Source organism: Tardiphaga sp., from assembly GCF_028290785.1.
Taxonomy (GTDB): Bacteria; Pseudomonadota; Alphaproteobacteria; order Rhizobiales; family Xanthobacteraceae; genus Tardiphaga.
Genome location: NZ_JAQGJD010000246.1, coordinates 21354 through 33943 on the forward strand (window position 1 = coordinate 21354; position 12590 = coordinate 33943).

9 protein-coding genes and 1 tRNA gene are annotated in these 12590 nt (G+C 65.3%); 6 read left to right on the plus strand and 4 right to left on the minus strand.

Going from position 1 to position 12590, the window contains the following annotated elements:
• Nucleotides 1-28 precede the first annotated feature (28 nt).
• The 3 genes from JWR89_RS15490 to JWR89_RS15500 are packed head-to-tail and all read left to right on the plus strand — an operon-like array spanning nucleotide 29 to nucleotide 7062.
• Nucleotides 29-3175, plus strand: a complete 3147-nt coding sequence (locus JWR89_RS15490) for an efflux RND transporter permease subunit (protein ID WP_299717655.1) — start codon at nucleotides 29-31, stop codon at nucleotides 3173-3175.
• Nucleotides 3175-6279: an efflux RND transporter permease subunit gene (locus tag JWR89_RS15495; protein ID WP_299717657.1), complete on the plus strand. Its 3105-nt coding sequence runs from the start codon at nucleotides 3175-3177 to the stop codon at nucleotides 6277-6279. The genes JWR89_RS15490 and JWR89_RS15495 overlap by 1 nt, the downstream gene beginning before the upstream one ends.
• 57 nt (nucleotides 6280-6336) lie before the next feature.
• Complete coding sequence (locus JWR89_RS15500) at nucleotides 6337-7062, plus strand: tRNA-uridine aminocarboxypropyltransferase (protein ID WP_299717659.1); 726 nt, start codon at nucleotides 6337-6339, stop codon at nucleotides 7060-7062.
• A 1-nt stretch (nucleotide 7063) separates the two neighbouring features.
• Here the strand turns inward: JWR89_RS15500 and JWR89_RS15505 are convergent, their stop codons facing one another.
• The 3 genes from JWR89_RS15505 to JWR89_RS15515 form a co-directional block, all read right to left on the minus strand.
• Nucleotides 7064-7381, minus strand: a complete 318-nt coding sequence (locus tag JWR89_RS15505) for a hypothetical protein (RefSeq protein ID WP_299717661.1) — start codon at nucleotides 7379-7381, stop codon at nucleotides 7064-7066.
• A gap of 136 nt (nucleotides 7382-7517) precedes the next feature.
• Nucleotides 7518-7591, minus strand: a tRNA-Cys gene (locus tag JWR89_RS15510).
• 92 nt (nucleotides 7592-7683) lie between these two features.
• On the minus strand, nucleotides 7684-7863 hold the full coding sequence (locus tag JWR89_RS15515; protein WP_299717663.1) for a hypothetical protein: 180 nt from the start codon (nucleotides 7861-7863) through the stop codon (nucleotides 7684-7686).
• 337 nt (nucleotides 7864-8200) lie between these two features.
• On the opposite strand from JWR89_RS15515, the gene JWR89_RS15520 reads away from it, so the two are divergent.
• From JWR89_RS15520 to JWR89_RS15530, 3 genes are read left to right on the plus strand one after another with little or no spacing between them, the layout of a single operon-like run.
• Nucleotides 8201-10972 carry a molybdopterin cofactor-binding domain-containing protein gene (locus JWR89_RS15520; RefSeq protein WP_299717664.1) on the plus strand — a complete coding sequence of 924 codons (2772 nt, stop codon included), beginning with the start codon at nucleotides 8201-8203 and terminating at the stop codon, nucleotides 10970-10972.
• On the plus strand, nucleotides 10969-11484 hold the full coding sequence (locus tag JWR89_RS15525) for a 2Fe-2S iron-sulfur cluster-binding protein (protein WP_299717665.1): 516 nt from the start codon (nucleotides 10969-10971) through the stop codon (nucleotides 11482-11484). Before JWR89_RS15520 ends, JWR89_RS15525 begins: the two co-directional genes overlap by 4 nt.
• 50 nt (nucleotides 11485-11534) lie before the next feature.
• Entirely contained in the window at nucleotides 11535-12140 is a 606-nt protein-coding gene (locus JWR89_RS15530; RefSeq protein ID WP_299717670.1) for an Isoquinoline 1-oxidoreductase subunit, read from the plus strand.
• 88 nt (nucleotides 12141-12228) lie between these two features.
• On the opposite strand, the gene JWR89_RS15535 is transcribed toward JWR89_RS15530, so the two are convergent.
• On the minus strand, nucleotides 12229-12420 hold the full coding sequence (locus tag JWR89_RS15535) for a hypothetical protein (RefSeq protein WP_299717667.1): 192 nt from the start codon (nucleotides 12418-12420) through the stop codon (nucleotides 12229-12231).
• Between the last annotated feature and the right edge of the window lie 170 nt (nucleotides 12421-12590).

Consider the following 12590-nt stretch of genomic DNA (forward strand, 5'->3'; position numbering starts at 1 on the left):
CCGACAACCGAAGCCAGAGCGCGCAGCCATGAGCGTCTCCGAACCCTTCATCCGCCGTCCGGTCGCCACCTCCTTGCTCGGGGTGGCGCTGCTGATTGGCGGCGCGCTCGGCTACTGGGCACTGCCGGTATCGGCGCTGCCGCAGGTCGATTTCCCGACCGTGCAGGTCTCGACGCAACTGCCCGGCGCCAGCCCCGACGTGATTGCCTCGCTGATCACCGCGCCGCTGGAACGCCAACTCGGCCAGATCCCGTCGCTGACCTCGATGACCTCGACCAGTTCGTTCGGCGTCAGCGCGATCTCGCTGCAGTTCGACCTCAACCGCGACATCGACGGCGCCACCCAGGACGTGCAAGCGGCGATCAATGCTGCTGCCGGCGTGCTGCCGAAGAACCTGCCGTATCCCCCGGTGTACGCCAAAGTGAACCCCGCCGACGCGCCGGTGATGACGCTGGCGCTGACATCGGACACCATCTCGCTGCGCGCCATGAGCGACATCTCCGACACGCTGCTGGCTCAGCGGCTCAGCCAGATCTCCGGCGTCGGTCGCGTCGCCGTGCTCGGCGGCCTGAAGCCCGCGGTGCGCGTGCAGGCCGACCTGTCGCGGCTTGCCGCCTATGGCATCGCGATGGAAGACCTGCGTACGGCGATTGCCGGCGCCAACGTGTCGGGTCCGAAGGGATCGCTGGATGGCGCGCAGCAGGCCTACACGATCGCCGCCAACGACCAGATCGCGGCGGCCGACGCGTACCGGCCGATCATCGTCGCCTACAAGAACGGCGCGCCGGTGACGATCGGCGATATCGCAGAGATCGTCGATGGCCTGGAGAACGACCGCACCGGCGGCTGGTACCAGAGCACGCCGGCTGTGATCATCGAGATCCAGCGTCAACCGGGCGCCAATGTCATCGAGGTGGTCCGGCAGATCCGCGAAGAGATCCCGAAGGTGCAGCGTTCGATGCCGGCCGGCGTCAAGCTCACTGTGGTGAGCGATCGAACGGTCACCATCCGCGCCTCGGTTCACGACGTGCAGTTCACGCTGGTGCTGTCGGTGGTGCTGGTGACGCTCGTCGTGCTGCTGTTCCTGCGCTCGCTGCGGGCGACGCTGATCGCCGGCGTGGCGCTGCCGCTGTCGCTGATCACGTCTTTTGGCGTGATGTATTTCGCCGGTTTCAGCCTCGATAATCTCTCTTTGATGGCGCTGACCATCGGCACCGGCTTCGTGGTCGATGACGCCATTGTCATGATCGAGAACATCGTCCGGCACATGGAAGATGGCGAAAATCCGATGCAGGCCGCCTTGAGCGGCGCCAGCGAGATCGGTTTTACCGTGATCTCGCTGACGGTGTCGCTGATCGCGGTGTTCATCCCGCTGTTGTTCATGTCCGGGCTGGTCGGCCGCATGTTCCGCGAATTCGCATTGACGCTGACGATTGCCGTTGTCGTCTCGGCCATCGTGTCCCTGACTTTGACTCCGATGATGTGCTCGCGGCTCCTGAAGCACACCCATGACGAGTGGCAGGTGCCCGGCCTCGCCGCGGTCAGCCGGTTCATCGACCGCATGGTGGCGTTCTATCACCGCACGCTTTTGTGGGTGCTGAAGCATCAGCCGGCGACGCTGGTCGTCACCTTCCTGACTGTCATCGCGACGCTCGGCCTCTATATCATAGCGCCGAAAGGCTTCCTGCCGCTGCAGGACACCGCTTCGATCACCGCCGTGACCGAAGCCGGCGCCGACGTCTCCTTCGCCGAAATGCAGAGCCGGCAGGCGGCTGCGGCTGCCGCCATCCAGGCAGATCCCGACGTCACCGGCGTGGTCTCGGTGATCGGTGGCGGGACAGTGAATCCGACCACCAATGTCGGCCGTCTGGTGCTCAACCTGCGCCCGCGCGGCGAGCGCAAGGACGACATCACACAGGTGATCGCACGGCTGAAGCAGAGCGTCGCCGGCATTCCCGGTATGACCGTGTATTTCCAGCCGGTGCAGGATATCCAGATCAGTACCCAGTCGAGCCGCTCGCAGTACCAGTACACGTTGACCGGCACCGACGCGACGCAGGTGACGCTGTGGTCGGAGAAGCTGGTCGCCGAACTCCGCCGCGATCCCATGTTCCGCGATGTCTCGTCCGAGAACCAGGCCGGCGGGCTGCGGGCGTCCCTGGACATCAACCGGCAGCGCGCCGGTCAGCTCGGCGTCAGCCTGCAGGGCATCAACGACACGCTCAACGACGCCTTCGCGCAGCGCCAGATTTCCACCATCTACGGCCAGGCCAACCAATACCGCGTGGTGCTGGAAGCGCTGCCCGGGCAACAGCGCGACCCCGACGTGCTGTCCAAACTGTATCTGCCCGGCGTCGCCGGGGCGCAGGTGCCGTTATCGGCCGTGGCGACTTTGACCCGCACCACGGCGCCGCTGGCGATTTCGCATCAGGCGCAATTTCCGGCGATCTCGCTGAGCTTCAACCTCGCGCCGGGCGAGGCGCTCGGCGACGCCGTGCAGGCGGTGAAGACCATCGAGACGCGGATCGGCATGCCCAGCAGCATCGTCGGGCTGTTCGCCGGCGACGCCGCGGAGTTTTCCAAATCGCTGTCGGGCCAGCCCTGGCTGATCCTCGCCGCGCTGGTGACGATCTATATCGTGCTTGGCGTACTCTATGAGAGCTACATCCATCCGATCACCATTCTCTCGACGCTGCCGTCGGCCGGCGTCGGCGCTATTCTGGCGCTGATGGCCACCGGGCAGGACCTCTCGGTGATCGGCCTGATCGGCATCATCCTGTTGATGGGCATCGTCAAGAAGAACGCCATCATGATGATCGACTTCGCGCTGGAGGCGGAGCGGCATCGCGGCCGGACGCCGGAAGAGGCGATCGTCGAGGCCTGCCTGCTGCGGTTCCGGCCGATCATGATGACCACGCTCGCCGCGCTGTTCGGCGCGTTGCCTTTGGCGGTGGAGAGCGGCACCGGCGCCGAACTGCGGTTTCCGCTGGGCGTGTCGATCATCGGTGGTCTGGTGCTCAGCCAGTTGCTGACGCTCTACACCACGCCGGTGATCTACCTGGCGCTCGACCGCATCAACCGCCGCTTCGAGAAGGCCGCGCCTGATGCCACGGTACCGCCGACGCCGCCGATCGCGGGAGCGGCGGGGGCTTCGGGAGCCGGGGGGACGCCGTAATGGCTTCCATTTCCGAACCCTTCATCCGCAGGCCGGTCGGCACCACGCTGCTGGGCATCGGCCTGTTTCTGATCGGCGCCGTCGCCTATCATTTCCTGCCGGTCGCCGCGGTGCCGAACGTCGATTTCCCGATGATCCGGGTCTCGGCCACGCGTCCCGGCGCCGATCCGGCGATCATGGCGGCCACCGTCGCGGCGCCACTGGAGCGCCGGCTCGGCGTCATCGCCGGCCTCGACCAGATCACCTCGACCAGTTCGCTGGGATCGACCAGCATCCAGCTGCAATTTGCCATCGGCCGCGACGTCGATCGCGCTGCGCGCGACGTGCAGGCGGCGATCAACGCCTCGGTGGCCGACCTGCCCACCGACCTGCCGACGCTGCCGAATTTCCGCAAGGCCAATCCGTCGGCGGCGCCGGTGTTCATCCTGGCGCTGACCTCCAAGACCATGTCGGCCAGCGCGATCTACGACGTCGCCGACACCGTGATCGTGCAGCGCATCTCCCAGGTACCGGGGGTCGGCGAGGTCACCACATCAGGCGCCGACCAGCCGGCGGTGCGGATCCAGCTCAACCCGGTGGCGCTGTCCAACGCCGGCATCGCCACCGACGACGTCCGCACCGCCATCGTCAATGCCAATCCGCTCGGTCCGGTGGGCATTTTCAGCGGCTCCCGGCAGAGCGAAACGCTGTCGATGAATCCGCAGATGCGCACCGCGGAAGAGTTTCGCGACATCATCGTCAAGAGTTCGAACGGCAACTATGTCCGGCTGTCCGATGTCGCCGACGTCCAGGACGCCACCCGCAACAGCCGCTCGGTCGCCTGGTTCAACAAGCAGCCGGCCGTGCTGATTCAGATCACCAAGCAGGGCGATGCCAACGTCATCGACACCGTTGATCGCGTCAAGGCGCTGATCCCCGATCTCAAGCAGTGGATTCCCGCTGGCATCGAGGTCTCGGTGCTGACCGACCGCACCGGCACCATCCGCGCGTCGGTGGAGGACATGCAGTGGACGTTGCTGGCCACGGCGGTGCTGGTGATGCTGGTGGTGTTCGTGTTCCTGCGCAGGGGTATTCCGACCATCGCGGCGGGCGTCTCGGTGCCGCTGGCGTTGGCGGGCACCTGTGTCGGGATGTGGATGGCGGGTTTTTCGATCAACAACCTGTCGCTAATGGCGCTGGCGATCTCGGTCGGCTTCGTGGTCGATGACGCCATTGTCATGATCGAGAACATGTACCGTAACCTGGAGGAGGGCATGGCGCCGTTGCAAGCGGCGCTGGAAGGCGCCCGGCAGATCGGCTTCACCGTGCTCTCGATCAGCCTGTCGCTGATCGCCGCCTTCACGCCGCTGATCTTCATGGACGGGCTGGTCGGACGGCTGCTGCGCGAGTTCTCGCTGACGCTGACCTTCTCCATCGTCGTGTCCACCGTGGTGTCGCTGACGGTAACGCCGATGATCTGCGCACAATACATCAAGACCGGGGTATCGAGCACCGAGACCCGCTTCGACCGCATCGTCGAGGGCACGCTGTCGCGCATCGTGGCGTTCTACGAGCGCACGCTGCACGTGGTGCTCGGCTTTCCGCTGCTGACGCTGCTGGTGTTTTTCGCCACCATCGCGCTGACCGTGGTGCTCTACATCAAGACGCCGAAGGGCTTCTTCCCGAATGACGACAGCGGCTTCGTGATCGGCGCGACTCGCGCTTCCGCCGACACCTCGTTCCAGGCGATGCTCGGCTTGCAGCAGCGGCTCGCCGACATCGTGATGGCCGATCCCGGCGTCGCGAGCGTGGGGTCATCGCTGGGCGGCACGGGAGGTCCGGGCGGCGGCGGCGCCAGCCGCGGCACCATGTTCATCAGCCTGAAGTCGCCGGAGGAACGCAACGGCGATAGCACCGAAGACGTGATTGACCGGATGCGCCGCAATCTTGGCGTCGTGCCGGGCATCCGGCTGTTCATGTTCGCGGCACAGGACCTGCGCGCCGGCGGCCGGCAGAGCGACTCCAACTATCAGTACACGCTGACCTCGACCAATCTCGACCTGCTGCAGAAATGGGCGCCGCTGGTCGGCAAGCGGCTCGAGAGCGTGGACGGCATCACCGACGTGTCCAGCGACCGCGATCCCGGCGGGCTGCAGTTGACGCTGTCGATCGACCGCAAGATCGCCTCGAGCCTCGGCGTCAAGGTGCAGGACATCGACAACGCGCTGAACAATGCGTTTTCGCAACGCCAGATCTCGACGATTTATACCCAGCGCAACCAGTACAAAGTCATCATGGAGATCGACGGCAAGTTCCAGAACGACCCGACCGACCTCGAGCGCATCTATGTGGCCGGCGCCAACGGCGCGCAGGTGCCTCTGTCGGCCGTGGTCCGCAGCTCGCGGACCTTGTCGGCGCTCGCAGTGGCACACTCCCAGGGATTTCCGTCCACGACGGTGTCGTTCAACACGCTGCCGGGAGTGCAGCTCGACGCCGTCACCGGCAATATCCAGCGCGCGGTCGATGAGCTGCACATGCCGGAAGGCATCCGCGGCGGCTTCGACGGCAACGCGGGCGACTTCAACAAGACCACGGGCCGGCAGCCGCTGCTGATCCTCGGCGCGTTGATCGCGATGTATATCGTGCTCGGCGTGCTCTACGAGAGCCTGGTGCACCCGCTGACCATCATCTCAACGCTGCCGTCGGCGGGGCTGGGCGCGCTGCTGGCTTTGCAGATTACCAATACGCCGCTGACCGTGATCGCCTTTGTCGGCATCATCCTGCTGATCGGCATCGTCAAGAAGAACGGCATCATGATGGTGGATTTCGCCATCGAGGCCGAGCGGCATCGCGGGCTGTCGCCGGCGGAGGCGATTTTCGAGGCCTGCAGCGTCCGGTTTCGCCCGATCCTGATGACCACGCTGGCGGCGCTGTTCGCGGCAATCCCGCTGGTCATCGCCACCGGCCCGGGTACCGAGCTGCGCCGGCCGCTGGGGATCACCATCATCGGCGGGCTGCTGATCTCGCAGATCCTGACGCTCTACACCACGCCGGTGATCTACCTGCTGATCGACCGACTGCGCAGCCGCTCCCGACCTTTGCCGCTGCCCGCGCCGGCCGAATAGGCAGATCGCGGCCGTCACGGCGGTTGAAGCGCGGGTCGGCGCGGCGTATAGCGGGCGATGTCAAAAATTTCAGACCTGAAAGCCGGTGAGCCCGAGGCGATCCCGGAATGTCCGCGTTGTCTCAAGCCGGTGCCGCTGTGCATCTGCGACAGCATCCCGACCATCGAGAGCCGGATCGGCCTCCTGATCCTGCAGCATCCGCAGGAGCAGGACAGGGCGCTGGGCACCGCCCGTGTCGCGGCGCTGCATTTCAAGAACGCCGAGGTGAAGATCGGACTGTCCTGGCCGAGCCTCGCCAAGGCGCTGGGTCGGCCGATCGCCGATCCGTCGCGCTGGGCGGTGCTGTATCTCGGCTCGGCCAAGGTGTCCGACTTCGAGACCGACCGCGACCTGCTGGCGATCGACCGCAAGGGCGAGGCCGAGGAAAACCAGCGCGCCCTGCTGAAGGAAATTCAGGGCATCGTACTGCTCGACGGCACCTGGAGCCAGGCCAAGGCGCTGTGGTGGCGTAACGCCTGGATGCTGAAGTGCCAGCGCGTGATCCTCGGACCGGCCAAACCGTCGCTGTACGGCAAATTGCGCAGGGAGCCGCGGCAGGACGGGCTTTCGACCATCGAGGCCGCGGGTATGCTGCTGTCGAATCTGGAAAAGCGTCCGGAGATCGCCGAGACGCTGAACGCCAGCTTCGTCCGCATGCTGGCGAAATACCAGGAAGCACAGAGCGTGATGCCGGAACTGAAGCCGAAGCCGAAGCGCGACTGGCGCCGCAAGAAGAAGGCCTGAACTATCGGCTGGCCGGCGGCGGTCCAACCCCCTGGATTCGCTCGGAGTTCGATGGCCGGACCAGCGACGGGAACGGGTTGCGGAACAGGCCGCCCTTGTCTTCTTCCTCGACCGCGGCCGGCGCCACAGGCGCGGCGCCTTCCGCCCGCACCGGCGCCACCGGAACCGGCAGATTCTCACACTTCATGGAATAGACTAGCTGCCCGTTGGCGGTACGCCCGATCGGGGCGCAGGGATCGGCGCGAGCCACAGGCGGCTTGCTCTGGGCCAAGGCCGGGGAAGCCAGCACGAGAGCACAGAATAGAACACGGAATTTCATCGTCACCTCGCTGCAGTAGGCGACATCGTACGTCCAGGCGCGCGGTCGTGCCAAGAGCGCCTGGCTGAAAAAGGTGCGTTTTGAAATATGCCGCCAAAAGCGGCAGGCATCCGACCTAAGCTCTTGATTGGATTAATGGAGGCCACGTCGGGAATCGAACCCGAATAAACGGTTTTGCAGACCGGCGCGTAACCACTCCGCCACATGGCCCCATCGGGCGATTTGTTACAGACGGTTCGCCGTTTGCGCAATGCCCGGCCCCAATCTTTCGCGGATTTGGCGAAGGGGCATTGCAGGACATTCTAGCAGGATGCGGTCCAGCCGTCGGGAAACGGCACCAGCGGCCACGTCATGTCGTTGTCGTTGGCAGCCCTCGGAATCGGCGCGAAGAACATCGCCTGGGCGTGCAGATCATCCTCTGCTTCCACCTCGATTTCGGTACGCACTGCTTCCAGCAAAAGATCGAGTTCGGCTTCGCTCATTTTTGACGCTCCTTGTTGGAGCGCAATCTGGCGGAAACACTTTGGTGGCGCGTTGTATGGATCGATCAAATTGTAATTGATCCACCGGGGAGGCTGGCGATGGTTACCGCGCGATTGACGCGTTCGCGTCAATTCGATCGACCGGTGCTGCGCAGCCCGGCGGCTCGAACTACTGCCCATCATCATATGCGCGTTGCTTGTTCCCAGTTTAGATTTGACTGACTCTAAAATGATGGAACTGGTGACACCCAGCCGATAAACATGATGGCAATTGCGCGATTCGCGACAAGCCGGATGCCCGTCAGTCATCCGAGCCGCGGCCACCCAGAGGTGAAGCATGCAGCCGTCGCGACGTCAGTTCGTGAAGTGGGCGACGGCGACGGGCATCACGCTCAGCCTGTCACCGATGGCGACAGCAGCGAGCGTTCCCTTCGACGCCCATGAGATCTTGCCGGGGGAGGGCGCCTTCAATCCCGCGGTCGCTGGTGCCGGACGCATCGACGGCGTCGCCAAGGTCACCGGCGCCAAGCTGTATGCTTCCGACTTCCGCGCCTCGGACATGCCGGGATGGCCCGCGACCACGTCGCACGCGCTCCTGGTCCGCGCTCCCGACGCGACCCACGTCTATATCGGCATGGACCTCGCGCGCCTCAGCGGTTCGCTGAAGCCGAGCATGGTTGTCACCGCGGCCGAGATCGACAGCATCGGCCTCACCGTTCCCGCCTTCTACGCCGGCGACCTGTTCTGCCCGGTCGGAAAGACGCCGCTTTATCTGGGGCAGCCCGTCGCGCTGCTGATCTTCGAGACGTTCGACGCTTATGACCGCGCGCGCCTGGCACTGCGCGACAACACCTTCGTGAAGTTCGGCGAGGAGACCGGCCCGGTGTCGATGCCGCCGTTCGCCGCGTTCCGCTTTACGCGCGTCGCCGGCCCTGCGCCGGACGCGCCCGACGTCTATTCGCCGATTATGGCTGGCTGGGTCAGTCCGGGCAAAATTCAGAATACCGAACTGCCGGTGTGGGCGCCGTTCGCCAAGGAAACGACGAAGCCTTACGGCGAAGCCGCCCGTCATGGCGAAGCCATTCGCGCGGAATTGAGCGCCGACAATCCGAACATGCTGGTGCTGGATCGCCAGTTCGACACCCAGTCGATCGATCCGATGTTCCTGGAGCCGGAAGCCGGCCTCGGCTGGTACGATACCAACAGCCGGCAACTCGAACTGGTGCTCGGCGTCCAGTCGCCCTACGACACCACCGAATCGATTGCCGAGTTGCTTGGCAAGGCCAAGGCGCCGTTCAAGCCCGCGGGCATCCATTCGAACTACGCGCATATGGGCGGCGGCTTCGGCGGCCGCGACCACACGCCGTTCGTGCTCTACATCGCACTGGCTGCGATGTTCTTCCCGGGCCGCCCGGTGCGGCTGGCGCATGATCGTTACCAGCAGTTTCAAGGCGGCATCAAACGCCATGCTATCAAGATGCATTCGCGCATCGGCGTCGACCGCAAGACCGGCAAGATCCTGGCTTTCGCCGCCGACCACGTGCTGGACGGCGGCGGCCTCGCCAACTTCTCGGCCAGCGTCGCGACGGTCGCCGCCAATGCGGCGCTTGGCATCTATGACGTGCCGCGTGCCGACGTCACCACCGTGGCGCTGCATTCGCGCGGCGTGACCGCCGGCTCGATGCGCGGCTACGGCACGCTGCAGACCATGAGCGCGATCGAGGTGCTGGTAGACGAGGCGGCGGTCGCATTGAAGCTCGACCCCATCGACTTCCGTCGCCGCAATGCGTTGAAGCAGGACGGCCGCACCTTGGCCGGCAACCGCTACATCGTGTCGGTGCGTACCCCGGAGATCCTCGACAAACTCGAGCGCCACACGATCTGGCAGACCCGCGCCGACCAGAAATCGAGGGCGAAGCCGGGCTTCCTGGTCGGCACCGGCGTCGCCTGCGCCACCAAGGATTATGGCACCGGCGCCGACTGCTCCAACGGCCGCGTCGAACTCGGCCCCGACGGTCGCATCGCGATCTGGAACGATCATACCGAAATGGGCACCGGCGTCAGCACTGCGCTGGCCAACCGCGTCGCGCTACATCTCGGCGGCATCTCCGATCAGGTCGCGGTCGCCCAGGTCGGCGCGTTCGATGCGCTCGGCATGATTACGTCCGGCGATTCCTACGCGATGGATCAGAAGACGCAGGATTCGCTGGAGAAGAACCCGCGCTGGGTGCCCGCGATCAGCTCCGCGACCTCGGCTTCGATCGGCGCCCATGTCGGCACCCACGCCCCGGCGGAAGCCGCCAAGGTGATCTTCCAGTTCGGCCTGTGGCCGGCCGCCCTGTTGCTCTGGAAGATCGCGCCGACCGATCCGCGCGCGAAGGAGTTTGCCAAGGCGCAGTGGAAGAACGGTGAATTGACGATGGCTGGACTAGCGCCGCTACCGCTGAAGATGTTGGCCGCGACCGCGCACGCGCGCGGTCTGGTCACCGGTGCCGTGGCGCACAGCTTCTCGCGCTGGGAATGGTCGCGCGCGCGCTTCCTGCTGTCAGGTGTGCAGTACCGTGCCGAGATCGACGCGCTTGCGGTGCGCCGTGGCAACGGGCCGTTCCAGCGCCTCGACCGCGTCAGCGTCAAGTTTCCGCCGACCGACAACAACCGTATCGGCACCAGCTACACCTCGATGTGCGGCACCGCGGTGCGGGTCGAGATTGAGAAGGCCACCGGCATCCTGAAAATCGCCAAAGCCTACAGCGTGCTGGAATGCGGCCAGGCGTTGGTCCCTGATCTGGTGCTCGGCCAGGCGCAGGGCGGCTTCGCCATGGGCGTCGGCTATGCGCTGCTGGAATCGTTGCCGCCCTTTGAGGGGGGCCCCGGCAACGGACAGTGGAATCTCGACCGGTATCTCATCGCGCGCGGCTCCGACCTGCCGCTGCACGATCTGGAAATCGAGATGCTGCCGCCGCTGCCGGACGAAAAGCCGAAGGGCATTGCGGAAGTCGTCATGATTCCGGTGGTACCGGCGCTGCTCAATGCCATCCACGACGCCACCGGCCGACGCTTCCAGTCGCTACCGGTGACCCAAAGCCTGCTCAAGGGAGCGCTCGCGTGACCACAGTTGCCATCACCATCAACGGGCAGAAGCACGGGCCGAGCGAGATTCGCGACGACCTGACCATGAACGACTATTTGCGCGAAAATCTCGGCATGACCGGCACCAAGTTCGGCTGCGGCGCCGCGCAGTGCCTGAGCTGCGCCATCATCGTCGATGATCCCGACGGCACCAGCCACACCAGCCCGACCTGCATCGTGCCGGCGGTCCATTTCAACGGCCAGTCGATCCGCACCGTTGAAGGGCACGCCAAGGATGGGCAGTTATCGGTCCTGCAGAAGGCCTTCATCGCGCACTTCGCGTTCCAGTGCGGCTACTGCACCGCCGGCTTCCTCAACGAGGCGCAGGTGCTGCTGGAGCGGCTGGCGAAGACGCCGCTGCCGCGCGCCAATCTCGAAACCACAATCACCGAAGCGCTCGACGGGCATCTGTGCCGCTGCACCGGTTACGTCAAATATCACGAGGCGGTACGCGACGTGATCCTCGCCGACGCCGCGCGCTACCTCGTCTGATCCGAACGGATGCCGCGAGCGCGCATCAGGAGCGACCGAAGATGATGCAGATGTGGGGCAGGGCAGGCGTGGTGGTCGCTACGCTGGCGATGGGCATGCTGACGGCCTATGCCGCAGCCGAGGTTGCGTCGGACAAGCTCGCGTCGCCTGAAAGCTTTGCGGGAATTTCCGACACCGCGACGCGCTCGGCGGCGGTGTTCAGCGAGCTCGGCAAGGTGCTGACCAGCCCGCGCTGCGTCAATTGCCATCCTGCCAGCGACCGCCCGCGCCAGGGCGACCGCGCCCGCCTGCACCAGCCGCCGGTCGAACGCGGCGCGGACGGCCACGGCCTCCCGGCGATGCGCTGCTCAAGCTGTCACCAGAACGCGAATTTCGATCCTGGCCGCGTCCCCGGCCATCCCGAGTGGCATCTGGCACCGCGCGAAATGGCTTGGGAAGGCAAAACCGTCGCGGAGATCTGCGCCCAGATCAAGGATCCCGCCCGCAACGGCAATCGCCCGGTGGAAGCCTTGATCGATCATATCGGCAAGGACACGCTGGTCGGCTGGGCCTGGGCGCCCGGCTTCGGCCGCACGCCTGCACCGGGCACGCAGGCGCAGGCCGGCGCGCTGGTGAAAGCCTGGGCCGAGAGCGGCGCGGCGTGCCCGGCGAATTGAGCTGGCTCCCCGGGCCGGATTCGAACCAATCCGATTTGTAGGGGTGGGGCAGGGCTCGCCGCGCTGAGAGCCTTTGCCATCCTGCAAATTACAGTTCGATCGGCACCGCAATGCGGGCGATCAGGGCAGCCAATTCGTCCAGGTGATCGCTGTCCGGCAGATGCTCGGTATCGTGATTCTGCACCACGGCCGCGAGACGCACCATGCATTCGTCGTCGCTGATGAAGGGCAGGGTGTGAAGGTCCGTGACGGGAGCGCGATCGGCGTGAAGGGCTGACATGGTCACCTCGTTCGATTCGGTCTGTTCAGGGTCACGGCGCTCTATCTCGATGGCGAATGAGACGTTTTGGCGATGCCGTCATGGCGTTTCCGCGCTGCGGGTTCCGCGATTGTTGCCGGGCATCACCGGCCAAACCCGCAAAAGGTCCTGTAAACAGCTGATCTTTGGCG

Coding starts and splice junctions, on each gene's coding strand:
- JWR89_RS15490 (WP_299717655.1), top strand. CDS start 29: ATGAGCGTCTCCGAACCCTTCATCCGCCGTCCGGTCGCCACCTCCTTG.
- JWR89_RS15495 (WP_299717657.1), top strand. CDS start 3,175: ATGGCTTCCATTTCCGAACCCTTCATCCGCAGGCCGGTCGGCACCACG.
- JWR89_RS15500 (WP_299717659.1), top strand. CDS start 6,337: ATGTCAAAAATTTCAGACCTGAAAGCCGGTGAGCCCGAGGCGATCCCG.
- JWR89_RS15505 (WP_299717661.1), bottom strand. CDS start 7,381: ATGAAATTCCGTGTTCTATTCTGTGCTCTCGTGCTGGCTTCCCCGGCC.
- JWR89_RS15515 (WP_299717663.1), bottom strand. CDS start 7,863: ATGAGCGAAGCCGAACTCGATCTTTTGCTGGAAGCAGTGCGTACCGAA.
- JWR89_RS15520 (WP_299717664.1), top strand. CDS start 8,201: ATGCAGCCGTCGCGACGTCAGTTCGTGAAGTGGGCGACGGCGACGGGC.
- JWR89_RS15530 (WP_299717670.1), top strand. CDS start 11,535: ATGTGGGGCAGGGCAGGCGTGGTGGTCGCTACGCTGGCGATGGGCATG.
- JWR89_RS15535 (WP_299717667.1), bottom strand. CDS start 12,420: ATGTCAGCCCTTCACGCCGATCGCGCTCCCGTCACGGACCTTCACACC.